This is a genomic window from Mycobacterium branderi (genome assembly GCF_010728725.1).
Classification (GTDB): domain Bacteria; phylum Actinomycetota; class Actinomycetes; order Mycobacteriales; family Mycobacteriaceae; genus Mycobacterium; species Mycobacterium branderi.
The window spans coordinates 1381085-1407426 of the sequence record NZ_AP022606.1 but is presented as its reverse complement, the minus strand read 5'-3'; the positions used below and the strand labels follow the sequence as shown (position 1 = coordinate 1407426).

Sequence of the window (26342 nt, the reverse complement as noted above, 5' to 3'; positions counted from 1 at the left end):
CAACTGCGATTCGACGATCGGGTGGCCGTCGTCACCGGCGCCGGCCGCGGTCTGGGCCGTGCCTACGCCCTGTTGCTGGCGTCGCGCGGCGCCAAGGTCGTCGTCAACGACACCGGTGGCAGCCTGACAGGCGACGGCGTCGACCCTGGGCCCGCTGACCGGGTGGCCGACGAAATCCGTGCTGAGGGAGGCGATGCCGTCGTGTGCACGGACTCGGTGGCGACGGCCGCCGGGGGTGCGGCGATCATCGACGCGGCGCTGCAACATTACGGCCGCATCGACATTCTGATCCACAACGCCGGCACCATTCGTCGAGCACCGTTGGTCCAGATGAGCTACGCGGACTTCGATGCGGTGCTGGATGTTCACCTGCGCGGCGCCTTTCACGTGGTGCGGCCGGCGTTTCCGCTGATGTGTGACGCCGGCTACGGGCGCATTGTGTTGACGTCGTCGATCGGCGGCCTGTACGGGAATCACGACGTGGCGAACTACGCTGCCGCCAAGGCCGGCGTCATCGGCTTGTCCAACGTCGTCGCGCTGGAAGGTGCCGCCGCCAACGTGAAATGCAACGTCATTGTTCCGTCAGCGGTCACCAGAATGGCTGAGGGCCTGGATGTTTCGGCGTATCCGGCGATGGAGCCGGAGCTCGTGGCGCCGGTGGTGGGGCTGCTGGCCCACGAATCCTGTCCGATCACGGGTGAGATGCTGATCTCGGTCGCCGGCCGGGTGGCGCGAGCAGTGGTCGCCGAAACGCCGGGTGTGTTCCGCCCGTCGTGGTCTATCGAGCAGGTGTCCGAGCAGCTGGACGCCATTCGTGATGCCAACGCGCCGTTGGTGTTTCCCGTCGTGCCGAACGGTCACGCCGAGCACCTGCGCTACAGCTTCGAGATGGTGCGGCTTGACTAGCGGCGGTCCGCTGGCCAGGGTGCGGGTGGTCGATCTCACCGCGATGGTGATGGGGCCGTACTGCACCCAGATCATGGCCGACATGGGTGCGGACGTGATCAAGGTCGAGCCGCCCGAAGGTGACAACACCCGCTACATCTCGGTGGGACCCGAGCCGTCGATGAGCGGCGTGTTCGTCAACGTGAACCGCGGCAAGCGCAGCATCGTCCTCGACCTGCGGACCGACACCGGCAAGGCGGCGCTGCGGTCGCTGGTGGAAACCGCCGACGTGTTCATCCATTCGATGCGGTCCAAGGCGATCGCGAAGCTCGGATTCGGCTACGACGACGTCGCGGCGATCAAGCCCGACATCGTCTACACCAACTGCTATGGCTACGGCCGGCGCGGGCCGGACCGGGATCTGCCCGCCTACGACGACACCATTCAGGCGGAATGCGGGCTGCCCGCGGTCCAGGAGCAGTTGACCGGTGAGGCCAGCTACGTCGGAACGATCATGGCCGACAAGGTCGCCGGCCTGACCGCGCTCTATGCGACGATGATGGCGCTGTTCCACCGCGAACGTACCGGTGAGGGCCAGGAGGTCGAGGTCGCCATGTTCGAAACCATGGCATCGTTCATGCTCGTCGAACACGCCAACGGCGCGATGTTCGACCCGCCGCTGGGCCCGGCGGTCTACCCGCGCACGGTGGCGCCCAACCGCCGGCCGTATCGCACCAGCGACGGCCACATCGCCGCGCTGATCTACAACGACAAGCATTGGGCGGCGTTCATCGACGCGGTGCGACCGCCCTGGGCCAACTCGCGGTACGCGACGCTGGAGTCGCGGGCCCGCCAGATCGACGCCGTCTACGCATTGCTCGCCGAGACGTTGGCGGAGCGGACGACCGAAGAATGGCTGAAGCTGTTCCGCGAACTGGAAATACCGGCGGCACCGCTGGGCACGCCCGCCGACCTGTTCGACAACCCGCACCTCAACGCCGCCGGATTCTTCGAGACCGTCGACACGCCGCACGGCGCGGTGCGGTTTCCCGGTGTGCCGACCTGGTTTTCGCGGACTCCGGGCCGGGTCGCCGGCCCTGCCCCGCAACTCGGCGCCGACACTGCCGAAGTGCTCGCCGAGGTGGCGCGAGCAGGTGGTGACCCCACCTTGCGATAGGGCGTGTCATCCCCGGTATGCAGCAGCTTCGCACCTAAACTGGCTCTGATCCAAAAAGGGAGGAGCTGCGACGTATCGGCGGCGACAACGACACCGACACCGACGAGGTAAGCGGTCGCATGGGACCGGCCGGGGAGTATCCCGCGCCGGTTCGCTGCGTTCGACGGCCCCGCTGGGTAGCCCCGGGCCCGCGCTCTCGCCTTTCCACGCCGCGGGATAGCGACCGGCGGCCCGGCATTCCGGCGCTCGACGGTCTGCGCGCGGTGGCCGTCGCGCTGGTACTCGCCGACCACGGCGGCATTCCCGGCATGGGCGGCGGCTTCCTCGGTGTCGACATCTTTTTCGTACTCAGCGGATTCCTGATCACTTCGCTGCTGCTCGATGAACTCGGCCGCACGGGTCGCATCGACCTGACCGGGTTCTGGATTCGACGGGCACGACGGCTGCTGCCGGCGCTGGTGCTGATGGTGCTGGCCGTAGCGGTTGGGCGGCAACTGTTTTCGCCCGAGTCTGTTGCCGGGCTGCGCGACGAGGCCGTCGCCGCGTTCTTCTGGGCCGCCAACTGGATGTTCGTCGCGCAGAAGACCGACTACTTCAGTCAGGGCGCGCCGCCGTCACCGCTGCAGCACGCCTGGTCGCTGGGCGTGGAGGAGCAGTACTACATCGTGTGGCCGCTGCTGCTGGTCGCGGTCGCTGTGGTGCTGGCGGCCCGCGCCCGCCGACGAGGCAGGCTGGCGACGTTGGGGGGAGTGCGGCTGACCGTCTTCCTGCTGGCCACTCTGGGTGCGCTGGCGTCAGCGGCCCTGGCCATCCTGCTCGCCTCCGACGCCACCCGGGACCGGGTCTACTTCGGCACCGACACCCGAGCTCAGGCGCTGCTGACCGGTGCGGCGGCGTCTGCGCTGCTGGTGGGCGATTGGCCGGCGCTGAACCGCGGCTGGTCGCTGATCCGGACCCGCTGGGGCAAGTGGACCGCGCGACTGCTGCCGGTGATCGGCTTGGGCGGGCTGGCGGCCGCCGCCCACTATGCGACCGGCGGCGCCCCCGAATTCCGGCACGGCCTGCTGATCGCGGTGGCGGTGGCGGCCGTTGTGGTGATCGCGCCGGTTGCGCTCGACCAGCGCGGGCCCGTGGCCCTCGTGCTGTCGTGGCGTCCGCTGGTGTGGCTGGGCGTCATCTCCTACGGCGTCTACCTCTGGCATTGGCCGATCTTTCTGGTGCTCAACGGCCAACGGACCGGATGGTCGGGGCTGTCGTTGTTCGCCGTGCGGTGCGCGGCCACGCTGGCCGTGTCGGTCGCGTCGTGGTGGTTGATCGAACAGCCCGTCCGCAAGTGGCGTCCCGCCCGGGTGCCGCTGTTGCCACTGGCTGGAGCCACCGCCGCGACGGCCGCCGCGATCACGATGATGGTCGTGCCGGTGGGCGTCAAATCCGGTGGGAGGTCGGACAGCAGCCTGCCGCCCGGCATCTCCTCGGTCGCGGTGGTGTCGCCGTCGCCGCCGAGCGGACCCCGCCCCGCACGGGCCGTCGGTCAGCGAGATCCGCACCGCCCGTTCACGGTTTCGGTGTTCGGCGATTCGATCGGCTGGACCTTGATGCATTTCCTGCCGCCCACACCGGGATTCGATTTCGTCGACCACACCGTCATCGGTTGCAGCCTGGTGCGCGGCGGCCCGTACAAATACCTCGGCCAGACCTTGGACCAGAAATCGGAATGTGAATCGTGGCCGAGCCGATGGTCCAAGCAGATCGCCGAGGACCGGCCGGACGCCATCTTGCTGGTCGTCGGCCGCTGGGAGACGGTGGACCGGGTCAACGAGGGACGCTGGACGCACATCGGCGATCCCGCTTTCGACGCCTACATCACCGGCGAGTTGGTACGGGCACTCGACATCCTGGGCTCTTCCGGGGCGCCGGTGACGGTGGCCAACCTGCCGTATAGCCGCCGCGGCGAAAGGCCCGACGGCAGCCTGTACCCGGAGGACCAGCCCGAGCGGGTGGACGAGTGGAACTCGTTGTTGCGCAGCACCATTGGACAGCGCCGCAACGTCGGGATACTCGACTTGAAGAAAAAGCTGTGTCCCGACGGCGTTTACACCGCCAAGGTCGACGGCATCACCGTGCGCAGCGACGGCGTCCACCCCACCGAGGAGGCGGTGAAGTGGCTGACGCCCTGGCTGGAGGAATCGCTTAGGTAGCCGGTGCCCGCCATCGGATGAAGATGCGCCCCAAGAGAAGTCGCGATACTTCAGCACCCGGTAGTTCGGCCCGGACATGATGCCGCAGTCGATGAACGGTGTCGCACGGCGGCCATACCGTGGGAGCGCTGTGTTCCCACTTGCCGCGCAGCCGGATCGCGATTCCCCGCAGCGCGAGGGTGAGCAACGCCCATGGCAGATCTCGCCATCCGGCACGCGCGAACGTCACGATGGCCAGTGTCCCTCCGGGCCCTACGAGGTCACGCAGGCACCGCAACGCCACGCGGGTGTCCGGGAAATGATGCAAAGCGGCGTTCGACACCACGGCATCGAAGCGGCCCAGTTCGCCTGCGGCGACGAGGACGTCGCCGTGCTGCCACTGCACCGGCGCATCCGCAAAGCGCTGTTTGGCCCGCTCCAGAACCGGCCTGTCTACGTCGACCGCGACCACCTGGGGTACGCGCCGCGACAAGCGCGCGGCCAAGAACCCGTCACCGCATCCGACGTCCAGCGCAGAAACTGCGCCATCGGGCACGGATGCGTCGAGCTTGGCGTCGTAGTGAATATTGACGTTCCACGGCCCGGCCGTACGGCCGAAAGGTGGCTTGCGGCTAATCACCCGGCGCGGCAGCTGATTTCCATGCTGTCGCTTTCCCGGGCGTGGAAGTTGACGCTGACGTAGCCGTTGTCGGGGTTGCGCACGTGGTCCAAATAGGGCTGGGTGTCGGCCATTTCGGTGTTGTCGGCGACGACGAGACTTCCCGTCGACAGACGTGGTTCGAGCAACTTGATCACCGGCAGATACAGCTCTTTCCAGCCGTCGAGCAGGACGAAGTCGACTGGCCCGTCGAGCTCCTTCAGCGTCTCCAGCGCATCGCCGTCCAAAACGGTGATCAAGTCGTCCAATCCGGTCTCGGCGAAGGTCTGTTGTGCCGCTGCTATCTTGCTGGCGCTCAGCTCGGTGGTGACCACCCGGCCGCTGCCGTTGTCTCGTACCGCCGATGCAAGGTGGATGGCGGAGATACCGAACGACATGCCGAATTCGACGATCGTGGCCGGGCGAGCCGCCCGCACCAGCGCGTAAAGCAGCCGACCGGCCTCCGGTGTCACCGGGATATAGAACTCGCTCATCGCGTCAGCGCGTTCCTGTGCGCCGGCGGATGACTGCGCAATTCTTCCGCCGCCCTCGCGCAGCTTCGGCAGCTGTTCGTTGGCCGCGGCGTACATCCGGTCGAGTGCCGTTGCAACTCTGGGGTCCTGCAGGGTGGTAGCCATGTCTTGAGCGTAGGTGCCGCCTGCGTTTGACGGGCGCCGGGCTGGATGCCACCATGGAACGCGCAGCACCTCGGTAGGTGAGGCGTCTGTACGGATACAGGCCACTGACCCCGAACGTCGAGAGACGCCCCGGGTCAGGACAGCTCTTCCCGGTCTAAGGGTTGAGCCCAAGTGGCTTCCGGACGCAGTCCGGATACGCCGTGCAGTGCCGAAGTTCCGACGAGAGGGGTGCGTGCCCAGCGGATTCGCCGCGGGCGCTCATTCCTCTTTGTGCACGCACTGTGGTGACACCCGCGTGTGTCCTGGCCGTGAGGAGGTGAGGGCGAGATGAGTCCGAGCGATTGTCCCTATCCGCAGCCCATTTCCGTTTCGTCCCGACCCGGTCGCGGCCTTCGCGCCGCCTGACGCGTCTTCGCGCAGTCCTCGCCGGTCGGGCTTACCGGCAAGGAGAAGATCATGGCTTTCGTTGTTGCACACCGCGTTTCACCAATGCTGCACGCCGGACGGCGGGCCGTAGGCCGGCTGCGGGCACGCCGCAACCTGACTCCGCAGGAGCGGGCCAACCTGTATGTGTCGCGGATGGCGCCGGCGGTGATCACCGCTTCGCTGGGCGGGCACCCAATCCACATCGACGTCCACCGCAACTGACGTGTCGGACCGGGACACCCCGGCGGCTGCCACCGCCGGGGTGCCCGGTTTCGACGCACTGCGCTGGTCGTCGTCAAGATCGTCGAGGCTGGTATCGGTTGAGCGGTTGCGGCAGCAGCACGATTTTGCCGTGCGTATGCCGCTGCTCGAGCTGTTCATACGCGTCGGCAACCCGGTCGAGGGGATAGGTGGCGGCGATGTCGAAATCGATTGCGCCGCTGGCCACCAGCTCGGCCATCTCGGCCAGCACTTCCGGCGTCGACGCGTCCATGCTGCCTTCGGTTTTGGCGCCGACTTCGGCGGCCTTGGCGAACGAGATGATGGTCTCGATCCGGTCCGGGGGCACACCGAGGTCGACGGCAAGCTGGACATAGTCGGGCCCGAACAGGTCGATGAACGCATCGATGCCATCGGGGGCGGCGGCGTCGCGCAGCCGCTCCGCTAAGCCGTCACCGTATTCGACCGGAACCACGCCGTGGCTGCGCAACCACTCGGCGCTGCGGGCCGAGGCGATACCGAGCACCCGCGTCCGGCGCTGAACCAGCAGTTGCACCACCAGGCTGCCGACCCCGCCGGCGGCCGCCGACACCGCGACCGTCTCACCCGGCTGCGGCGCAACCGCGCGCACCGCGGCATAGGCGGTGACCCCTACCACGTAGAGCGAACCCGCGACCTCCCAACTCATTTGCGGCGGTTTGGGGATCAATTGCTCCACCGGGACGACGGTGTGGGTGGCGTGACTCGACCGGCGCAGGCTGAATCCCAGCACTTCGTCACCGACCGAGAATTGGGTCACGCCCGGCCCGACGTCGACCACGACACCGGCCAGGTCACTGCCTTCGCCGGAGGGAAAGGTGGCCGGGAACATCTCATGCATCGCGCCCACCCGAATCCCCGCCTCGCCGGGATTGATGCCGGCGGCCATGACTTCGACGAGTACTTCGCCCTCGCCGGGCGATGGCCTGTCAATCTCAGCCACATACAACACATCACGACCGCCGTAGCGGTCGAATCGGACGGCGCGGGCTTTCGCAGGTGGCATGGCGAACTCCTTGTTCCCGGACGGTCTCCCCTACCAGACTGCTGGAACGGGAGCGCCGCCGTCGAGGCGAGAGCCTGATTTCCCGATTCGGATACGGAAATCTCTGAAAACGCACAATGTCGATCTCCGCGGCCTGTACTCTCCGGGCGTGCACGCAGGACGATCGCTGACCGCCTTTACCGCCGTTCTGCTCTTCTGTTGTCCCGCATGGTGTTTCGCCGAAGTGCCGGCACGCGCCGACGTCGACTTCGAGCAGGAGGGCGACCAAAGCCAGTACGACGAGTTCTATACGCCGCCCGACCCGCTGCCGCCCGGCCAGCCCGGCGACCTGATCCGCACCGAGCCGTCGCGCCTGGTGCTGGAGCCGTCCGGGCAGCTGGGTGCGTTCGTGGCGACCGGCACCCGGATCATGTACCGCAGCACCGATGCCCGCGGCAGGCCCAACGCCATCACCGGCACCTACTTCGAACCGGATAATCCATGGCCGGGCGAAGGGCCGCGCCCGTTGATCGCGTATGCCCCCGGGACGCAGGGCCAGGGCGATCAATGCGCACCGTCGCGGATGGTCAACCAGGGCATTCACTGGTCGCCGTGGCTGGACATCATGTTCAACTACGAAGAGATGTTCGTCGCGACGATGGTGGCCCGCGGCTTCGCGGTGGTGATGACCGACTACGAAGGTCTAGGCACCCCAGGGGTTCACACGTACGTGAGCCGAGTGGCCGAGGGGCAGGCACTGATCGACGCCGCGCGGGCGGCGATGCGGCTGCCCGACACGTCGCTGGATCCGCATGGCCCGGTGGCTTTCTGGGGCTATTCACAGGGCGGCGGAGCGGCCGCGTCAGCCGCCGAGCTCGCGTCGGCCTATGGCCCGGACCTGCACGTGGTCGGCACCTATGCCGGTGCGCCACCGGCGGATTTGATGGAGTTGTTTCCTTACGCCGACGGCAGCGTGCTTGTTGGCGTGGTCGGATATGCGCTCAACTCGGTGATCGCGACCTATCCCGAAGCCGAGGCGGCGATTCGGGAGAAGCTGACGCCGCGGGGGGTGGATCTGCTGGCCAAGACACGGCACCAGTGCGTCGGGGAAACCCTGATGAAGTTCATGTTCCGCCATCTGCAGCCGTACTTCACCGAGGACATCCACGAATTGGTGCACCGTGAACCGTTTCAGACGCTGTTCGATCTGCAGCGCATCGGACGCTACAAACCCAATGCGCCGGTTCTGATCAACAGCAATCGTTTCGATCCGCTGGTGCCGTGGACGGCCGCCAATCAGCTGGGCCGCGACTGGTGCGCGCAGGGCGCCGACGTGGAATTCCGCACCAACGAGGAGCCGCCGTTTCTCAACAAGCTCGTGATCAACCATGCGTTGCCGATGCTGGTCGACGGTGAACCGGCGATGCAGTGGATCGCGGGCCGGTTCAACGGTGTTGCGACAACACCTAATTGCGGCCAGTTCTAGGCTGTTACGCCACGACTTCGATCGGGTCTCCGATATGCACGGTGTCGAAATACCAGGCGGCGTTGTCGGGGCTCAGGTTGATGCAGCCGTGGCTGACGTTGGCGTATCCTTGCGAGTCCACCGACCACGGCGCCGAGTGCACGTAGACACCGCTCCAGGTGACCCGCACAGCGTACTGGCCCTGGATCAGATAGCCCTCCGGCGAGCTCAGCGGTATGCCGATGGTCCGGGAGTCGAACGTGACGGTCCGTTCCTTCGACAGTGCGGTGAACGACCCGATCGGCGTGGGGCGACTGGGTTTACCCATCGACGCCGGCATGGTGCGCAGTACCTCACCGTTTACGCTCACGGTGAACGTGTGCGCGGAAATGCTGGCGACAGCTAATACTTCGTCGCCGGTGTCGAAGCCCGTTGACAGGCCGTGCACCTCGACGGCCACGTGGCTGTGGGAAGGCCAGTAGGTCTCGGGAATCCATTGCACGACGTGGTCATTGTCCCAGCTGAATCGTCCCGTGGTGTGGGTCGGCGAGCTGACCTTGATCGACCGCTCTGCGGCGGCGCGGTCGGCGACCGGGCCGGTGAACGTGACGATGACCGGGTGGGCCACGCCGACCACTGCGCCGTTGGCCGGTTGGATGGAGGCGACGGAGGGGGTGGGGTGCGGCGGTGCGATTGCGGCCACGCTGGGGCTGGCCGATCCCGCGAGTGCCAGCGCGGCAACCGCTGCCGCGACCAGCACATGTCGAACCGCTCTACGCATCGTGGCCATCCCTTCGAGATTCTGCTACTTCAATACATACCCTAACTGTCGTTCAGCAAACGTTTTTGGTTACAAATCGGCGACATCCGACGAGGTGGCCGGCCAACAGCCGACCGGATGGGCAAGCGCGGGATCGCCCCGTTGTGTTAGACCGAACGTCATGAACGATCCATACACGCGTCCGCATTCGCGTTCCGCGGCATTGGTGTCGATCGACGTGCAGCGCGACACCTACGCCGAAGGTGTTAGCTCGCGGTCTTCACCTTGGAGGCAACGGATTCCGGCATCGGCTCGTAGCGGACGAACGACCGGGTGAACGACGCGGCGCCGTGCGACAGCGACCGCAAGTCGATGGCGTAGCGGGTCAATTCCACTTGCGGCACTTCGGCTTTCACCAACGTGCGCTCGTTGCCCGCGGTGTCGGTGCCCAGTACCCGGCCCCGGCGTCCGGACAGATCACCCATCACCGCGCCCACCAGATCGTCGGGCACCAGCACCGAGATCTCGTCGATCGGCTCGAGCAGGATCACCTTGGTGGCTGCGGCTGCTTCCTTCAACGCCAGCGCGCCGGCCATCTGGAACGCGAAATCCGACGAGTCGACGCTGTGCGCCTTGCCGTCCAGCAGCGTGACCCGGATGTCGACCACCGGATAGCCGGCCGCCACCCCCTTTTCCATTTGCGCGCGCACGCCCTTCTCCACGCTGGGGATGAACTGCCGTGGCACCGCGCCACCGACTACCTTGTCGACGAACTCGAACCCGGAGCCCTCCGGTAGCGGCTCGACTTCGATGTCGCACACTCCGTACTGGCCGTGCCCGCCGGACTGCTTGATGTGGCGGCCATGGCCTTTCGCCATGCCGGCGAACGTTTCCCGCAGCGGTACCCGCAGTTCCACCGTGTCCACTGTGACGCCGTAGCGGTTGGCCAGGCCGTCGAGGACCACGCCGGCATGCGCCTCGCCCATGCACCACAGCACAATCTGGTGGGTCTCCTGGTTTTGCTCGATCCGCAGCGTCGGGTCCTCAGCCGCCAACCGTCCCAGCCCCACCGACAGCTTGTCCTCGTCGGTCTTGGCGTGGGCCTTGACGGCCACCGGCAGGAGCGGCTCGGGCATCGTCCAGGGTTTCAGCACAAGCGGCTCGGCCTTGTCGGACAGCGTGTCCCCGGTTTCCGCCCGGCTGAGCTTTCCGATCGCGCAGATGTCGCCGGCCAGCACCACAGGTGCCGGCCGCTGCTGCTTGCCGAGCGGGAACGACAGCGCGCCGATACGTTCGTCCTCGTCGTGGTCAGCGTGGCTGTTTGCCTCACCGAAGAACGACGCAAAATGGCCCGACACGTGAACGGTCGTGTCGGGCCTGATGGTCCCGGAGAACACCCGGACCAGGCTCACCCTGCCGACATACGCGTCCGACGTCGTCTTCACCACCTCGGCAAGCAGCGGCCCGTCGGGGTCGCAGGTCAGTTTGGCGTGCGATGCGCCCTGCGGCGTAAAGACCTCCGGCAGTGGATGTTCCAGCGGCGACGGGAATCCGCGGGTGGCGATCTCGAGCAACTCCAGCGTCCCCACGCAGGTCGCGCTGCACACCGGGATCACCGGGAAGAACGAACCCCGCGCGACCGCCTTCTCCAGGTCCTCGATCAGCACCGACTCGTCGATGGTCTCGCCGCCGAGGTAGCGGTCCATCAGCGACTCGTCCTCGGACTCCTCGATGATCCCTTCGATCAAAGAGCCGCGAAGCTCTTCGATCTGGTCGGCGTACGACGCGTCCGGCGGATGCGTGGTCCGCTTGCTGCCGTCGTATTCGTAATGCGTCTGCGACAGCAGGCCGATCAGGCCGTTGCCGGCCGGCAGGTACAGCGGTAACACCTTGTCGCCGAAGGCATCTTGCGCCGCCGACAGCGCGCTGTGGTAGTTGGCGCGGGCGTGGTCGAGTTTGGTGATCACCACCGCGCGGGGCATGCCGACCTGGCTGCACTCCTGCCACAGCGACTTGGTCGGCTCGTCGACACCCTCGTTGGCCGCGATCACGAACAGCGCGCAGTCCGCGGCCCGCAGCCCGGCCCGCAGTTCGCCGACGAAATCGGCGTATCCCGGGGTGTCGATCAGGTTGATCTTGATGCCGTTGTGGGCCAGTGACGCCAGCGCGAGCCCGACCGAGCGCTGCTGCCGGATTTCGGCGTCGTCGTAGTCGCAGACCGTGTTCCCGTCGGCGACGGTGCCGGCCCGCGACAACACGCCGGAAGCCACCAGCAGCGCCTCGACAAGCGTCGTCTTGCCGCCGCCGGACGGGCCGACCAGCACCACGTTGCGGATCGCGCCCGGACTGTCCGCGGTGGGAGCGGCTCCTGCGCCTTGGGATGTATTCGCCTTGTCTGCCATGACGTGTTTCTCCTCGTACCCGCCTCGCTTAGTACGCCACCTTTCTCCTTTGCCCCCACGCAGCACAAGGCTTTCGAAAACACGGACAGTCAGGCATGCCAGCTGCTCCACCGCCGGACCGCGACGGCGATCACCGGGCCGTCCAGCGGAACCGATTGGTACTGGGGGTATTTGGCACGCAACAAGTCGTAGCCGGCCTGCAGCGCGTTGCCCGTTCGGTGGATCCGCGCGATGCCGTCGGCGCGGACCCACCACAACTGCGCCCAGTCGTCGGCGTAGTGGTCGACGAGCACGCTGACCCGGGGATTGTGCTCGATGTTGGCCAGCCGGCGCAGCCGCCGGGTGGACTTGGGCTTGGCGTCCACCGCGGTGTAGACGACGTCGTCGCGCGACAAACGAAGCGCGAACACCACCGGCACCAGGTGCGGCGTGCCGTCGGGCGCGACGGTCGCCAGCCGCGCCACCGATGCCGAAGCAAAGCTGGTCTTCGGGTCGAAGTCGACCACGAGGCCCACCGTATTACTCCGGGCGGCTCAGTTTGCCAAGACGGCGCCGCGGTTACTCCCTAGCCGGTGTCGACACCGTATGCTGCGAAAAACCGTGCAATACGGCTTGACCCTTGCAGGAGGTGACGGGATGAGCGGATCACACCGCCCAACATCGCAGTGGTGGTCGTGGTTACTCAGTGTGGCGTCGGTACTGGCAGTGGTCTTGGCGGCCGCGCCGGCATACGCGTCGCCGTTTGCCCCTGCAGCGCCCAACCCGCCGGCCGACCCGCTGGCCACGGTGTCGCAGGTTGGTCCGCAGATCGTCGACATCGACACCAAGATGGGCTACCAGAGCGCGGTGGGCGCGGGCACCGGCATCGTGATCGACCCCAACGGTGTGGTGCTCACCAACAACCATGTCATCGCCGGGGCCACCGACATCAGCGCACGCGACATCGGCAACAACCAGACCTACCCCGTCGAGGTGATCGGCTACGACCGCACCCATGACATTGCGGTGCTGCAACTGGGCGGCGCGTCCGGGTTGCCGGTGGCCAACGTGGGCGACTCTTCGGCGGTGGCGGTCGGCGACCCGATCGTCTCGCTCGGCAATGCCGGCGGTGCCGGCGGAACTCCCAGCGCGGTGTCCGGCAAGGTCGTCGCGCTGAACCAGACCGTGTCGGCGTCGGACTCGCTGACCGGCAGCTCGGAGACCCTCAACGGGCTGATCCAGGTCGACGCGCCGATCCGGCCGGGCGACTCCGGCGGCCCCACGGTCAACGCCGGCAACCAGGTGATCGGGATGAACACCGCCGCGTCGGAGAACTACAAGCTGGGCCGCGGCGAGGGTTTCGCGATCCCGATCAACCAGGCCATGGCCATCGCCGGGCAGATCCGCTCGGGTGCGGCGTCGCCGACGGTGCATATCGGCCCGACGGGTTTCCTCGGTGTCGGCGTCTCCGACGCGCAAGGCGGCCAGGGCGCGGCGGTGGTGCGGGTGTTGCGCGACGCTCCGGCGGCCCAGGCCGGAGTCATGCCGGGGGACCGGATCGTCTCGGTGGACAACAACCCGGTCAACTCGGCCACCGCGCTGACGAATATCCTTGACCAGCACCACCCTGGCGACACGATCGCGCTGGGGCTGCAAAGCGGTGCGGGCGGTCCGCGCACCGCCAACGTGACGTTGGCACCGGGGCCGCCCGGCTGACATCAGTGCGGATATCGACTGGCAGGTATCGCTCAAAGATGGCGTGCCGCAGACGATTCCGTGTGTCCGGTGTGGGGTACGCGAAAAACTGTGGATTTGACTAACGAGGCCGACAACAGCGTCGAACACGATCCGACCGAGGGCAGCCACGTCCAAGCGGGCGTCGTCGAGCACCCCAGTGCCGACGACTTCGCCGACGCCGCCGTCCTGCCCGCCGACCCGACCTGGTACAAGCACGCGGTCTTCTACGAAGTGCTGGTCCGGGCGTTCTACGACTCCAACGCCGACGGGTTCGGTGACCTGCGCGGGCTCATGGAGCGCCTCGACTACCTGCAATGGCTGGGCATCGACTGCATCTGGCTGCCGCCGTTCTACGACTCGCCGCTGCGCGACGGCGGCTACGACATCCGCGACTTCTACAAGGTGCTGCCGGAGTTCGGGACCGTCGACGACTTCGTCGCGCTGGTCGACGCCGCGCACCGCCGCGGCATCCGAATCATCACCGACTTGGTGATGAACCACACGTCGGACTCGCACCCCTGGTTCCAGGAATCTCGCCACGACCCTGACGGGCCGTACGGGGATTACTACGTGTGGAGCGACACCAGCGATCGCTACGCCGACGCGCGGATCATCTTCGTCGACACCGAGGAATCCAACTGGACCTACGATCCGGTGCGCCGCCAGTTCTACTGGCACCGGTTCTTCTCGCATCAGCCCGACCTGAACTACGACAACCCCGCCGTTCAGGAGGCGATGCTCGACGTCATGCGGTTTTGGCTGGACCTCGGCATCGACGGGTTCCGGCTGGACGCCGTGCCGTACCTGTTCGAGCGCGAGGGCACCAACTGCGAGAACTTGCCCGAAACGCACGCCTTCCTCAAGCGTGTCCGCAAAGTGGTCGACGACGAGTTCCCGGGCCGGGTGCTGTTGGCGGAGGCCAACCAGTGGCCCAGCGACGTCGTCGAGTATTTCGGCGACCCCGACACCGGCGGCGACGAATGCCACATGGCGTTCCACTTCCCGCTGATGCCCCGCATCTTCATGGCCGTTCGCCGCGAGTCGCGGTTCCCGATCTCGGAGATCCTGGCCCAGACGCCGCCCATCCCGAAGATGGCGCAGTGGGGGATTTTCCTGCGCAACCACGACGAGTTGACGCTGGAGATGGTCACCGACGAAGAGCGGGACTACATGTACTCCGAGTACGCCAAAGACCCGCGGATGAAGGCGAATGTGGGTATTCGCCGCAGGCTGGCGTCGCTGCTGGAGAAAGATCGCGACCAGATGGAGTTGTTCACCGCGCTGCTGCTGTCGCTGCCCGGCTCGCCGGTGCTCTACTACGGCGACGAAATCGGCATGGGCGACGTCATCTGGCTCGGTGACCGCGACGGGGTTCGCACCCCGATGCAGTGGACGCCGGACCGCAACGCCGGCTTCTCCACCGCCAACCCGGGTCGGCTCTACCTGCCGCCGATCCAGGACCCGGTCTACGGCTATCAGGCCGTCAACGTGGAGGCACAGCGGGACACCTCGACGTCGTTGCTCAACTGGACTCGCACCATGCTGGCGGTGCGACGCCGTCACAGCGCGTTTGCGGTCGGGACGTTCGAGGAAATGGGCGGATCCAACCCGTCGGTGCTGGCCTACGTGCGCCAAGCCGACGACGACGTGGTGCTGTGCGTCAACAACCTGTCCCGCTTCCCGCAACCCATCGAATTGAACCTGCAGCACTGGAGCGGCTATACGCCGATTGAATTGACCGGCCATGTGGAATTCCCATCCATAGGCCAGCTGCCATATCTGCTGACCTTGCCGGGAAACGGGTTTTACTGGTTTCAGCTGCGCGAGTCTGAGGAGTCGCAATGAATTTGCCGTGGTCAGAATGGCTTCCGCAGCAACGCTGGTACGCCGGACGCAACCGCGAACTGTCCACCGCCGAAGCGGGCCTGGTGATCCCGCTGGGCGACGATCTCGACCTGGCACTGGTCGACGTCAGCTACGCCGACGGTTCAGCGGAGCGCTATCAAGTGATCGTCAGCTGGGACGTCACGCCCGTCGTCGAATACAGCAGCGTCGCCACCATCGGCGCCGACAACGACCGCACCGCCTATGACGCGCTTTACGACCCGGCCGCCGCCAAGACCCTGCTGTCGTTGATCGACGCCTCGGCGACGCGCGGCAACGTGGCCTTCGCCAAGGAGCCGGACGCCACGCTGCCGTTGGAAGCGCACCCGCGGATGTCGGATGCCGAGCAGAGCAACACCAGCGTGATCTTCGACCGCGACGCCATCCTCAAGGTGTTCCGCCGAGTGATTCCCGGCGTCAACCCCGACGTCGAGCTGAACCGCGTGCTGGCGCGCGCCGGCAATCCGCACGTGGCCCGGCTGCTCGGCAGCTATGAGTTGACCGGGGACCAGGGCGCGTCCTGGTCGCTCGGCATGGCGACCGAGTATGCCGCCAACGCGGCCGAGGGATGGGCGATGGCGACCGCCAGCGTGCGGGATCTGTTCGCCGAGGGCGACCTGTACGCCCACGAGGTGGGCGGCGACTTCGCCGGCGAAGCCCACCGGCTCGGCGAGGCCGTCGCCTCGGTGCACGCCACGCTGGCCGAAACGCTGGGCACCGAACAGGGCACGTTCCCGGTCGAGAACATGCTGGCCCGATTGGCGGCGACGGCGGCCACCGTGCCCGAGCTGGGGGAGTACGTGACGACCATCGAGGAGCAGTTCGGCAAGCTGGCGCACGAGACCATCACCGTGCAGCGCATCCACGGCGACTTGCATCTGGGCCAGGTGCTGCGCACCCCGGAGACCTGGCTGCTGATCGACTTCGAGGGTGAGCCGGGCCAGCCGCTGGAGGAGCGTCGCGCGCCGGATTCCCCGCTGCGCGACGTGGCCGGCGTGCTGCGCTCGTTCGAATACGCCGCCTACGGGCAGTTGGTGGACCAGGCCGCCGACAAGCAGCTGGCCGCGCGGGCCCGCGAGTGGGTCGAACGCAACCAGACGGCGTTTTGCGACGGTTACGCCGCCGCGTCCGGCGTCGACCCGCGCGACTCGTCGGCGGTGCTGGCCGCCTACGAGCTGGACAAGGCGGTCTACGAGACCGGCTACGAGTCGCGTCACCGGCCCGGCTGGCTGCCGATACCGCTGCGGTCGATCGCCCGCTTGACTGCCGCCTGAGCTCGCGTGATTCGTCTTCGCAGGATGTACGACAGTGAAGCCAAGCTGTCGTGGGTGTTGGCCGCGTTGGCCGGGCTACTGGGAGTAGGCGCGGCCCACGACGCCGAGCGTGTACTCACGGCGAAAAAATCGCGAAATCGCCACCGCCAGTGCACGTTCGGCGGGTGTGCGGGTCAGTCAGCTTTTCCAGACGACCTTGTCGATGCCTGCGGCATCCCGGTACACGACACTATCGGGCGCCGTCCCGCCTTTGACGTCGAAGTACAACCTTCCGCTTGATTGGCTGCCCGACGCGATGGGCTGGTTGGGAAGGCCGTCGACCTCGTTGCCCTTCATGACCGCGTAGGTCGAACTGTTGACCGCACGCGCGTTGAAGTCGGCGATATTCGGGGTCGGGGTGCCGCTCACGGCCGCGGCCGTTACATCGGAGTACCAGATGCCGTCGTTGTGGCCGCTGGGTTGCAAGTTGCTCACGGTGTAGTTGATGGCTCCACCTGGGCTGGGAATTTCTGCCGACTGGCCGAACCCCACGACTTGCGGATCCGCCAAAGCCGGTGTGGCAGTTAGGATTCCAGCCGCTGCAATGCCGACGGCAGCCGTCGCCGTCTTGATTGCGATCCCTGAGAACATTACGTCAAACTCCTTCCGTGATGTTCCTGTGGTCTTGGCGCTGTACCCAGCCTGTAGGGATTTCAAACCTCCGCGCAGCCTGACTCAACTTGCGGTGTGCCACAAAGAAATCGGCGGCAGCGCCGGGGGAGCGCTGCCGCCGATGTCTTGCGATCGCCGCGCGTCAGGCGGGGTTCGGTGCGCCGTTCAGCACCCGCTGGATGTCCGGCTTCATGGCCACCAGCTGCTGGTTCCAATAGCCCCAGTCGTGCGTGCCGTTGGTGGGGAAGTTGAACACACCGTTCCTGCCGCCGGCGGCGATGTAGTTGTCCCGGAAGGCTTCGTTGGTGCGCAGGGTGAAGCTCTCCAGGAACTTGGCCGGCATGCTGTCGCCGCCGATCTCGTTGGGTGTGCCGTTACCGCAGTACACCCAGACCCGCGTGTTGTTGGCGACCAGCCGCGGGATCTGCAGCATCGGGTCGTTGCGCTTCCACGCCGGGTCGCTGGACGGACCCCACATGTTGTTGGCGTTGTAGCCGCCGGCATCGCCCATCGCAAAACCGATCAGCGTCGGCCACCACCCCTCGGAGGGGTTCAAGAAGCCCGACAGCGAACCGGCGTACGAGAACTGCTGCGGGTAGTAGGCCGCCAGGATCAGCGCCGAGCCACCCGACATCGACAGACCCACTGCGGCGTTGCCCGTCGGCGAGACACCCTTGTTGGCCTGCAGCCACGCCGGCATTTCCCGGGTCAAAAATGTCTCCCACTTGTAGGTCTGGCAACCGGCCTTGCCGCAGGCGGGCTGATACCAGTCGGTGTAGAAGCTGGACTGGCCGCCGACGGGCATGATCACCGACAGCCCCGACTGGTAGAACTCCTCGAACGCGGGAGTGTTGATGTCCCAGCCGTTGTAGTCGTCCTGGGCGCGCAGCCCGTCTAGCAGGTACACCGCGCGCGGCCCACCGCCCTGGAATTGAACCTTGATGTCGTGGCCCATCGACGGCGAGGGCACCTGCAGGTACTCGACCGGCAGGCCCGGTTTGGAGAACGCCCCCGCGGTCGCCGAGCCGCCGACGATACCGACCAGACCGGGCAGCAAGATTGCGCCCAAGGCGGCGATCGTCAGCCGACGCGGCAAGCGTGTCGCCGCGCCTCGTAACTTCTCAACGAACTTCATAGCTCCTACCTATCCCAACTTTCATCTGCCGCAATATGCGGTCGAATAGCTGTCCGTCGCAGTCAAACACGCCCGCGTGGTGAAACCCGTTTGTCGCCACGGGGTGGGATGTCGCGGTTGGCTAACGATTGAGCGACGGCGGGGACTCGAAGATAACGGTTACATTTCGACGGCTGCTGCGAGGGCCAATTTGCCTCTAACGCAACGGTTATCGCTGTACCGGGTGCAGGACGACATCGGTCAACACACCGTCGTTAACCGTGGCGGTCATGTATGTGCAGGCCGGCTGGCGGCGCCGGTCAGTCGGCGAACCCGGATTCAGCAGTCGCAGACCGGATTTCGCGGTGGTATCCCACGGGATGTGGCTGTGGCCGAAGACCAGCACGTCGGTGTCCGGATAGATCCGCGACATCCGGCCCTCCCGGCCGGTCGCGGCCCCGGTCTCGTGGACGACGGTGAAGCGCAGCCCGGCCAGCGTCACGTCGGCGCGTTCCGGCAGCCGGGCCCTCAGCTCCGGTCCGTCGTTGTTGCCCCAGCACGCCACCAGCCGCGCGGCGCGCGACTCCACTGTGTCGAGCAGCTCGGGTGCCACCCAGTCGCCGGCGTGAAAGACGACGTCGGCCCTCGCCACTTCGTCCCACACCTGGTCGGGGAGATCTCTGGCCCGCAGCGGAACGTGCGTGTCGGCGAGCAGCAGCAGCCTCACGTAGTCATTCTCGGTCAGCCGTCGCGGCTGCGTGCTTCCGCTCCGGTCTCGCCGACGTCGAGAGCGTCGTCGGGATCCGTGCGCCCGACGTATTTACCGTCGTCGGCGCCTTCACTTGCACGTGAGCGGGTCTCGTGGGACTCCGCCTCGACATCGGATTCGGTCCTCTGGCCTTGGGTTTGTCGCGGCGACCCGCTGCGCCCGGCTTCGCCGCGCTTGCGATCGCCTTTGCGTTCAACCATGAGAAGGTGGTTACCCGCGCCGCACTATGCTTACCCGCATGCGCACCTTCGAGTCAGTTGCCGACCTCGCCGCCGCCAAGGGACAGTCCATCGGGCAAAGCGAGTGGGTGACCATTACCCAAGAGGACGTCAACCTGTTCGCCGACGCCACCGGGGATCACCAGTGGATCCACGTGGACCCGGAACGGGCGGCGAAAGGCCCATTCGGCACCACCATCGCGCACGGTTTCATGACGCTTTCGCTACTGCCGCGATTGCAGCACCAGATCTATACGGTCAACGGCATCAAGTTGGCAATCAACTACGGGCTCAACAAAGTTCGCTTCCCGGCGCCCGTGCCGGTGGGATCGAAGGTGCGGGCGGAGACGTCGTTGGTCGATGTCGAAGACCTCGGCAACGGCTCAGTGCAGGCCACCATGTCGACCGTAGTCGAGATCGAGGGGTCGCCCAAGCCGGCCTGCGTCGCCGAAAGCGTGGTGCGCTACATCTCGTAGGCTGTCGCCTGTGGACGCTGGACTGGCATCCTGGCTGGCCGCCGGACGGCACTTCGACTACCTCGGCTTCGACGTCTTCTACCGCACGGAAGGCAGTGGACCTCCGCTGCTGCTGATCCACGGCTATCCGTTCAACTCCTACGACTGGGCGTTGATCTGGCCGGAGCTGACGCAACGGTTCACCGTGATCGCACCGGACATGATGGGCATGGGCTTCTCCGCCAAGCCCGTCGCCTACGAATACTCGGTGCACGACCACGCCGACATGCATGAGGCGCTGCTGGCCCACTTGGGAGTCGGCAACGCGCACATCATGGCCCACGACATCGGCGATTCGGTAGGCCAGGAACTATTGGCCCGCAACGAGTTTGGTCAGCAGGCTTATGGCGAGTTGAGCATCGACTCGATCACCTGGCTCAACGGAGGCATGTTCGTCGAGTCCTACACGCCGCGGGTGGCGCAGAAGCTGATGTCACGGACGCCGTTGGGCGACATCTTCAGTCATGTCCAGAACAGCCCGCTCTCGCGTCGGCTCCTGGAGCCCACGTTGCGCGAAATGTTCGGCCCGAACACCCAGCCGACGCGGCAGATGATGGATGTCTTCAACCAGATCCTGGACTACAACGACGGCCGCCGGGTGCTGCACAAGGTCGGCCGCTTCATCAACGACCGCTATACCCACCGCAACCGGTGGGTGCGTGCCATGCGGCAGACCACGGTGCCGATGAGGTTGATCGACGGGCCCGTCGACCCCAATTCCGGTGCTCACATGGCGCGTCGCTACGCCGAGGTGATACCCGAACCTGATGTCGTGATGCTCGACGACGACATCGGGCATTGGCCGCAACTGGAAGCGCCCGACGCGGTGCTGGCCCACTTTCTGACCCACGTCGAATCGGCGTCCGCTCGCTAGAACTCGGCGACCGCGTGCTCGAGTCGTTTCGCCAGTAAGGCTTCCGCTTCGGCCTTCCGGGTAGGCAGATGCTGCGACGGGAAAGGCGTTGATACCGGCTCGTATTCGCGCAGGGTGCGGCGCGCGACCGTCATCTTGTGCAGCTCGGTGGCGCCGTCGGCGATGCCCAGCGACTCGGCGGCAACCATCATCTTGACGAACGGCATTTCGTTGGAAACCCCGAGCGCGCCGTGGAGATGCATCGCGCGCTGCACCACGTCGTGCAGCACCTGCGGCATCGCGACTTTCACCGCCGCGATGTCACGGCGCACCTTCTGGTAGTCGTGATGCTTGTCGATCAGCCAGGCGGTGCGCAGCACGAGCAGCCGGAACTGCTCGATCTGGATCCAGCTGTCAGCGATCTTCTCCTGCGTCATCTGCAGATCGCCCAGCCGTCCGAACCGCGTCTGCCGCGACACCGCCCGCTCGCACATCATGTCGAAGGCCCGGCGCGCCAAGGCAATTGTGCGCATCGCGTGATGGATGCGCCCGCCGCCCAGTCGGGTCTGCGCGATCGCGAACGCCTGTCCTTCGCCGCCGAGCACATGGTCGGCCGGCACCCGCACGTCGGTGTAGCGGACGTAGCCGTGGCTGGCGTGCGAGTCCGTGCCCACCCCGACGTTGCGGACGATCTCGATGCCGGGTGTTTCGGCGGGCACGATGAACAGCGACATCTTTTCCCGGGTGCGCGCTTCGGGATTGGTGACCGCCATGACGATGAAAAACGTCGCGTGTTTGGCGTTGGACGAAAACCACTTCTCGCCGTTGATCACCCAGTCCTCGCCGTCGCGCTCGGCGCGGGTGACGAACATTCCCGGATCGGAGCCGCCCTGCGGTTCGGTCATCGAATAGCAGGAGCTGATTTCACCGTCGAGCAGCGGCTGCAGATAGCGGGCCTTCTGCTCGTCGGTGCCGAACATCGCGAGGATCTCGGCGTTGCCGGAATCCGGTGCCTGGCAACCGAAAACCGATGGCGCCCAACGGGACCGGCCGATGATCTCGTTGAGCAACGCCAGCTTGACCTGCCCGTAGCCCTGCCCACCCAGCTCGGGTGTCAGGTGGGCGGCCCACAGGCCCTGTTCTTTGACCTTGCGCTGCAGCGGACGCAGGACCGCCATGGTCTCGGGATTTTTCTTGTCGTACGGATCGAGTGCCACCAGATCCAGCGGCTCGAGCTCGTCGACCATGAACTGCTCGACCCAGTCCAGTTTCTGCTGGTATTCGGGGTCCGTTTCGAAGTCCCACATAGTCCCCCAGCCTAGGTCGCTAGCGTTGCCGTTGTGACGATCCAGACGCGCCCCGCCCGCAAAGCCGACATCCCCGCACTGGCGGCGACGCTGGGCCGCGCCTTCCACGACGATCCGGTAGCGACCTGGATCATGCCCGACGACAAGAGGCGCGCAGCGCATCTGCACAAGTTTTTCGCGACGGCGACGCGGCACCACCACCTTGCGGGCCGCGGAGTCGAGGTCGCCTGCGACGGCCCGGAGATCGGCGCCGCGGCGCTGTGGGATCCACCGAACCGCTGGAAGCAGTCGGCATGGGAGCAGCTGGTGATGGCGCCGTCGCTCATCAGGGGTTTCGGGCTGCGGCCCGCCGTCGCCCGGAAATTCGCCCAACTGCTGAGCCTGATGAAGCTGCACCACCCCGAAGAGCCGCACTGGTATTTGGCCACGATCGGGAGCGACACCGCGGTACGGGGGCGCGGGTTCGGGCAGGCGTTGATGCGCTCGCGGTTGGACCGCTGCGATGCCGAGCACTGCCCGGCGTACCTGGAATCCAGCAAACCCGAAAACGTGCCGTACTACGAACGCTTCGGCTTCACGGTCACCGGCGAGATGGTGCTGCCGGACGGCGGGCCGACGCTGTGGCCGATGTGGCGGGCTCCTAGGTAGCGTTGGCGCGTGCGCTTCCGCGGCAGAACCGCCGTCATCACCGGCGGCGCGATCGGATTCGGGCGCGCGTTCGCGCGGGCGCTGACGGCCGAGGGTGCTTGCGTCGCGATCATGGACATCGACGCTGAGACGGCTGAGCGCACCGTCGCCGAGCTGACGTCGCAAGGCGCTCGGGCGATTGCGGTGCCCTGCGATGTCGCCGACGAGCAGCAGGTGGACACCGCGGTCGGCGTCACGATCGAGAAGTTCGGTGGAATCGACATCCTGATCAACAACGCCGGCCGGCACCTGATGAAGTACAACCAGCCGTTCGGCATGCTGTCTCGCGACGACATCCGCGAACTGTTCGACGTCAACGTCATCGGAATCATCAATTGCATTCTGGCGTGCCGGGATTCGATGCGCGATCGCGGCGGCGGCGTCGTGCTGAACATCTCGTCGATCGCCGGTTTCATGAACGTCAGCCCCTACGGGGTGTCCAAGCTCGCGGTGCGCGGGCTGACGGTCGCCTTCGCCTCTGAGCTGGCGCCCGACCGGATCCGGGTCAACGGGATTGCCCCCGGCCTGATGAACACCGAGAACGCGCTGGCCGATCTGCCGCACGCCCTCGTCGACGACATCGTGCGCGAGCGCCAGCTGGTGCACCGGCTGGGCACCATGGACGACGTGGTGTCGGCCATGCTTTATCTCTGCTCCGACGACGCCTCGTTCATCACCGGCGAAACCCTCAAGGTCAGTGGCGGCTACCCACTCGACTTCTAAGACGCGGTTTAGCGCCCGCACCCCACGGGCAACCGGTGGCCATGACCGACCCATCGGAGCACCCCGAGGAAGGCGGCCTCGGCGACACCCTGAACCCGAGCGAGTCCACCGACTCCGACGAGGTGCGCAACGACGACGGCGACATCGTCGTCGACCCGCCGGACGACTGGAGTGAGGCCGACAAATTCGGGATGACTCAGCGCGAGGAAGAGGAGGGTGAATCCCTCGACGACAAGCTCGCCGCAGAAGAACCGGACGTCGTCAGCGACGAAACGCCAGCCGACGACGGTCCAGCGCGCAGGCACCGGGGACAGATCGACGGCACCCCCGAGGACGGCGGCTCGCTCTACGACGTCGTCGACGAGTAAGACACCGAGCCGGTGGTGTCGCGCAGGGTCACCCGAAACTGCATCGCCCGATAAGGCCAGCCGCGCGCGGTGTTCCACTGCGACACGACCAACCCGACACCGCCCGCGCGGTCCAACCGCGAACCCGGCAGCACATACCCGCCGTACAACTGCGCGACCCGGCTTTGGGTGTGGTCCTCGGCGTCCCACGCCGACCCGACGACCGGCAGTTGCAGCGGCGCGTCCCGCGTCGTCGTGGGCGAGTCGACCACCCGGTAGCCCAGCGCGTATTTCGACGACAGGAACCCGCCCAGGATCCACTTGCCGGGCGCCAGCCGCCGCAGCGACAGCTCGCCCCAGGTTTCGCCGTCGGGCGTGATCGGCGTCGGGTCGCGCCGCCAGGTCCAGCGACCGTCGCGGTAACCCCACGCCCGGTACCGGTCCGGGTCACCGAGGTAAGCGGGCCGGACCCGTCGCAGGACCACGCCCTTGTCGCGCTGAAATCCGGTGGAGACCACATACACCCAGCCGTCGTCGGGGTCGTAGTCCCACGACCAGCATTGCGCGTGGCCGCCATGCAGGTCGGCCGGGAATGTGTCGCCGAAGCGCCGCCACGTGATGCCGTTGTCGTCGGATTTCCACAACTCGGTCCAGACGACGTTGCCGAAACCGCGGTTGACGATCGCATGCAGGTACAAGGCGTCGTCGACGCGCAGCAGATCCGACGGGATCACCGTGCTGATGCCGCGGCGGATACGGCCAGTCCGATGCGTGTACGGCCACAGCTGCCGCGCGTAATCGGGGTCGGGGCCGCCGGCCCGCTGGTAACGGATCGGACGCGCGGCGTCCCCGGTGCCGATCAGGATCACCGGCGAGCGCCACTCACCATCGCCAACTCTGTTGCCGGAGAACGTATCTCCGAACACCGACACCAGCGCCCCGTTGGGTGCGAGCACCGACGCGCCGAGATCGGTGCACGTGACACCCCACCGGTCGGTGATGCCGGGACCGGTGATGTCGGCCAGCTTGCCGTCGTGGCTTAGCCGGACCATGGCGTGACGGGCCGTTCCTGACGTCGGCCGTCGACGGTGACGTCGACCTTCTCGTTGAAAAAGGCGATACGGTCTCGCACCGGTTCGGCCTCCCGCAGCGGCGCGCGATACGTCCACGCCACATCCGCCGGTCCGTCCGGCACCGAGAAGTACGACGCCCGGCCCTTGTACGCGCAGTAGGTGACGGTATCGCTGGGTTGCAGGTCGACGACGACGTCGGCGCGCGGCAGGTAGTAGCGGATCGGCAGCAGAGTTTCGAACAACAGCAGCGACCGCGACGATTCGGCCAGCAGCCGGCCCTCGGACTCGATTCGGACATGCCGGCTGCTGGCCAGGATGTCGATGCGTTTGAACGGGTCGTGCGGGTGGGCGACGATCTGCTCGTCCTCCTCGCGCCACTCGAAGGCGCCGAAGTCGAGGATGAGGTAACCGGCCAGATCAGGGTCGTCGGAGCGGGACGCCGCCACGGGATCCAGCCGCGCCACCACGTCGGATTCCGGCACCGCATACGTCGGCACCACCCGGCCGGACTGCCACACCAGCAGCCCGTTTCGCGTGTCGGCGACCAGTTGACCGGCACGGTAAACCCGAAGCCGCTTCTCGGTTGGCTCGTAGCGCAGTGATCCCAGTGCGCCGGCAAGCAGATCGCGCATCTTGATGGCCATCCGCCCAACCTATGGACTGCTGCGCCACCCCGCGACACCCACGGCGATCATCCGCAGCTGCTTGACCGCTGTCCGGCGGATTTCTTCCAGCGCCTCGGCGCCCTGGGCATCCTCGATGGCCTCGGCGATGACGATCATCGAGTTGACGAACAGCGTCGCCAGCACGTTGAGGTCCTCGGTGCTCCAGGTGTTGAGCCCGTCGAAGCGGGCAAGGTCCGTCGCCAACTCGGATGTGATGAGCCGCAGTTCGGTGCGGATCGCGTACCGCAAAACCGTGACGCCGCTGGAGCGTTCCCGGGCGATGAACCGCCAGTGCTCGCGTCGTTCGGCGATGCTCGCGACCACGATCTCCACCGACGACTCGATCACCCGGTTGGGGTCGAGTTTGCCTGCCCGCGCGCCACGCAGCATGTCCCGCAAGGTGCGGAACGACTCGTCGATCAGGACCAGGCCCAGGGCTTCCATCGACTCGAAATGACGGTAGAACGCCGCCGGCACGATGCCGGCCTCGCGCGTCACCTCACGCAGGCTCAGGCTGCCGAAGCTGCGCTCGTCGAGCAGCTTGAGGGCGGCGGCGATGATGGCGCGCCGCGTCGCCTCCTTGCGCTCCTCCCGCGACGGGCTTTCCCGGGTACGCCCATGGCTCGACCGGCGTGGCCGCGAGCTAGGCATACGGTTGTTCACTGTGTGAACCCTACCACAGAGCTGCAGAAATGCTTGACGACCAGCCGGGCCG

Annotated in this window: 27 protein-coding genes, 1 pseudogene and 1 riboswitch; of the genes and pseudogenes, 14 read left to right on the top strand and 14 right to left on the bottom strand. The window is 66.5% G+C overall.

Annotated elements, in window-relative coordinates; translation table 11 throughout:
• Positions 1-21: 21 nt before the first annotated feature.
• From G6N47_RS07295 to G6N47_RS07285, 3 genes are all read left to right on the top strand, one after another.
• Entirely contained in the window at positions 22-906 is an 885-nt protein-coding gene (locus tag G6N47_RS07295; protein ID WP_179966433.1) for an SDR family NAD(P)-dependent oxidoreductase, read from the top strand.
• A gap of 10 nt (positions 907-916) precedes the next feature.
• Positions 917-2062, top strand: a complete 1146-nt coding sequence (locus G6N47_RS07290; RefSeq protein WP_372517478.1) for a CaiB/BaiF CoA transferase family protein — start codon at positions 917-919, stop codon at positions 2060-2062.
• A 119-nt stretch (positions 2063-2181) separates the two neighbouring features.
• Entirely contained in the window at positions 2182-4260 is a 2079-nt protein-coding gene (locus tag G6N47_RS07285; protein WP_083134094.1) for an acyltransferase family protein, read from the top strand.
• Here the strand turns inward: G6N47_RS07285 and G6N47_RS07280 are convergent.
• Both G6N47_RS07280 and G6N47_RS07275 read right to left on the bottom strand, forming a co-directional pair.
• A complete protein-coding gene (locus G6N47_RS07280; RefSeq protein WP_232080143.1) occupies positions 4253-4879 on the bottom strand; it encodes a class I SAM-dependent methyltransferase in 627 nt (208 codons plus the stop codon). The genes G6N47_RS07285 and G6N47_RS07280 overlap by 8 nt on opposite strands.
• Positions 4876-5535, bottom strand: a complete 660-nt coding sequence (locus G6N47_RS07275) for an O-methyltransferase (RefSeq protein ID WP_083134093.1) — start codon at positions 5533-5535, stop codon at positions 4876-4878. The genes G6N47_RS07280 and G6N47_RS07275 overlap by 4 nt, the downstream gene beginning before the upstream one ends.
• A 62-nt stretch (positions 5536-5597) precedes the next feature.
• Positions 5598-5770: riboswitch (M-box (ykoK) riboswitch) on the top strand.
• A gap of 221 nt (positions 5771-5991) precedes the next feature.
• Here G6N47_RS07275 and G6N47_RS07270 point away from each other — a divergent pair.
• Positions 5992-6183 carry a hypothetical protein gene (locus G6N47_RS07270; RefSeq protein WP_139799697.1) on the top strand — a complete coding sequence of 64 codons (192 nt, stop codon included), beginning with the start codon at positions 5992-5994 and terminating at the stop codon, positions 6181-6183.
• Positions 6184-6256: 73 nt separating this feature from the next.
• Here the strand turns inward: G6N47_RS07270 and G6N47_RS07265 are convergent, their stop codons facing one another.
• Complete coding sequence (locus G6N47_RS07265) at positions 6257-7225, bottom strand: NADP-dependent oxidoreductase (protein ID WP_083134092.1); 969 nt, start codon at positions 7223-7225, stop codon at positions 6257-6259.
• Positions 7226-7448: 223 nt separating this feature from the next.
• Between G6N47_RS07265 and G6N47_RS07260 the strand changes: the two genes are divergently transcribed.
• Complete coding sequence (locus G6N47_RS07260; protein WP_232080316.1) at positions 7449-8690, top strand: lipase family protein; 1242 nt, start codon at positions 7449-7451, stop codon at positions 8688-8690.
• Positions 8691-8694: 4 nt separating this feature from the next.
• On the opposite strand, the gene G6N47_RS07255 is transcribed toward G6N47_RS07260, so the two are convergent.
• From G6N47_RS07255 to G6N47_RS07245, 3 genes are all read right to left on the bottom strand, one after another.
• Complete coding sequence (locus G6N47_RS07255; protein ID WP_083134128.1) at positions 8695-9450, bottom strand: L,D-transpeptidase; 756 nt, start codon at positions 9448-9450, stop codon at positions 8695-8697.
• A gap of 245 nt (positions 9451-9695) precedes the next feature.
• Positions 9696-11831, bottom strand: coding sequence for an elongation factor G-like protein EF-G2 (locus G6N47_RS07250; RefSeq protein ID WP_083134091.1), 2136 nt, complete (start codon positions 11829-11831; stop codon positions 9696-9698).
• 89 nt (positions 11832-11920) lie between these two features.
• On the bottom strand, positions 11921-12337 hold the full coding sequence (locus G6N47_RS07245; RefSeq protein ID WP_083134127.1) for a TIGR03668 family PPOX class F420-dependent oxidoreductase: 417 nt from the start codon (positions 12335-12337) through the stop codon (positions 11921-11923).
• Between the two features lie 130 nt (positions 12338-12467).
• On the opposite strand from G6N47_RS07245, the gene G6N47_RS07240 reads away from it, so the two are divergent.
• The 4 genes and pseudogenes from G6N47_RS07240 to G6N47_RS30285 form a co-directional block, all read left to right on the top strand.
• Entirely contained in the window at positions 12468-13526 is a 1059-nt protein-coding gene (locus G6N47_RS07240; protein ID WP_083134126.1) for a S1C family serine protease, read from the top strand.
• 96 nt (positions 13527-13622) lie between these two features.
• The gene (gene treS, locus G6N47_RS07235) at positions 13623-15392 is read left to right on the top strand and encodes a maltose alpha-D-glucosyltransferase (protein WP_276036493.1); all 1770 of its coding nucleotides are present in this window, start codon (positions 13623-13625) and stop codon (positions 15390-15392) included.
• Positions 15389-16705 carry a maltokinase N-terminal cap-like domain-containing protein gene (locus tag G6N47_RS07230; RefSeq protein WP_083134089.1) on the top strand — a complete coding sequence of 439 codons (1317 nt, stop codon included), beginning with the start codon at positions 15389-15391 and terminating at the stop codon, positions 16703-16705. Before treS ends, G6N47_RS07230 begins: the two co-directional genes overlap by 4 nt.
• A gap of 24 nt (positions 16706-16729) precedes the next feature.
• Positions 16730-16825 (top strand): annotated as a pseudogene (locus G6N47_RS30285) (DUF1275 domain-containing protein); the annotation flags it as partial.
• 57 nt (positions 16826-16882) lie between these two features.
• Here G6N47_RS30285 and G6N47_RS07225 read toward each other — a convergent pair.
• The 4 genes from G6N47_RS07225 to G6N47_RS07210 form a co-directional block, all read right to left on the bottom strand.
• Positions 16883-17335, bottom strand: coding sequence for a DUF1942 domain-containing protein (locus G6N47_RS07225; protein ID WP_083134088.1), 453 nt, complete (start codon positions 17333-17335; stop codon positions 16883-16885).
• 163 nt (positions 17336-17498) lie between these two features.
• Positions 17499-18491, bottom strand: coding sequence for a diacylglycerol acyltransferase/mycolyltransferase Ag85C (gene ag85C, locus G6N47_RS07220; protein WP_083134087.1), 993 nt, complete (start codon positions 18489-18491; stop codon positions 17499-17501).
• Between the two features lie 208 nt (positions 18492-18699).
• Positions 18700-19197 carry a metallophosphoesterase family protein gene (locus G6N47_RS07215; protein WP_083134086.1) on the bottom strand — a complete coding sequence of 166 codons (498 nt, stop codon included), beginning with the start codon at positions 19195-19197 and terminating at the stop codon, positions 18700-18702.
• Positions 19198-19211: 14 nt separating this feature from the next.
• On the bottom strand, positions 19212-19439 hold the full coding sequence (locus tag G6N47_RS07210; RefSeq protein WP_083134085.1) for a hypothetical protein: 228 nt from the start codon (positions 19437-19439) through the stop codon (positions 19212-19214).
• Between the two features lie 38 nt (positions 19440-19477).
• On the opposite strand from G6N47_RS07210, the gene G6N47_RS07205 reads away from it, so the two are divergent.
• Positions 19478-19933 (top strand): MaoC family dehydratase, encoded by a 456-nt coding sequence (locus G6N47_RS07205; protein WP_083134084.1) that lies wholly within the window; start codon positions 19478-19480, stop codon positions 19931-19933.
• A 10-nt stretch (positions 19934-19943) separates the two neighbouring features.
• Positions 19944-20846: an alpha/beta fold hydrolase gene (locus tag G6N47_RS07200; RefSeq protein ID WP_083134083.1), complete on the top strand. Its 903-nt coding sequence runs from the start codon at positions 19944-19946 to the stop codon at positions 20844-20846.
• On the opposite strand, the gene G6N47_RS07195 is transcribed toward G6N47_RS07200, so the two are convergent.
• Complete coding sequence (locus G6N47_RS07195) at positions 20843-22132, bottom strand: acyl-CoA dehydrogenase family protein (RefSeq protein WP_083134082.1); 1290 nt, start codon at positions 22130-22132, stop codon at positions 20843-20845. The genes G6N47_RS07200 and G6N47_RS07195 overlap by 4 nt on opposite strands.
• A 33-nt stretch (positions 22133-22165) precedes the next feature.
• On the opposite strand from G6N47_RS07195, the gene G6N47_RS07190 reads away from it, so the two are divergent.
• Genes G6N47_RS07190 through G6N47_RS07180 form a run of 3 tightly spaced genes read left to right on the top strand, consistent with a single transcriptional unit; the run spans position 22166 to position 23910 of the window.
• Positions 22166-22780, top strand: coding sequence for a GNAT family N-acetyltransferase (locus tag G6N47_RS07190; protein WP_083134081.1), 615 nt, complete (start codon positions 22166-22168; stop codon positions 22778-22780).
• Between the two features lie 9 nt (positions 22781-22789).
• Entirely contained in the window at positions 22790-23542 is a 753-nt protein-coding gene (locus G6N47_RS07185) for an SDR family NAD(P)-dependent oxidoreductase (RefSeq protein WP_083134080.1), read from the top strand.
• 41 nt (positions 23543-23583) lie between these two features.
• On the top strand, positions 23584-23910 hold the full coding sequence (locus G6N47_RS07180) for a hypothetical protein (RefSeq protein ID WP_083134079.1): 327 nt from the start codon (positions 23584-23586) through the stop codon (positions 23908-23910).
• Here the strand turns inward: G6N47_RS07180 and G6N47_RS07175 are convergent.
• Genes G6N47_RS07175 through G6N47_RS07165 form a run of 3 tightly spaced genes read right to left on the bottom strand, consistent with a single transcriptional unit; the run spans position 23889 to position 26290 of the window.
• Positions 23889-24941: a DUF4185 domain-containing protein gene (locus G6N47_RS07175; protein WP_083134078.1), complete on the bottom strand. Its 1053-nt coding sequence runs from the start codon at positions 24939-24941 to the stop codon at positions 23889-23891. The two genes, G6N47_RS07180 and G6N47_RS07175, sit on opposite strands and share 22 nt — an antisense overlap.
• Entirely contained in the window at positions 24929-25606 is a 678-nt protein-coding gene (locus G6N47_RS07170; protein WP_083134077.1) for a DUF427 domain-containing protein, read from the bottom strand. The genes G6N47_RS07175 and G6N47_RS07170 overlap by 13 nt, the downstream gene beginning before the upstream one ends.
• Positions 25607-25615: 9 nt before the next feature.
• A complete protein-coding gene (locus G6N47_RS07165) occupies positions 25616-26290 on the bottom strand; it encodes a TetR family transcriptional regulator (RefSeq protein ID WP_083134076.1) in 675 nt (224 codons plus the stop codon).
• Positions 26291-26342 lie beyond the last annotated feature (52 nt).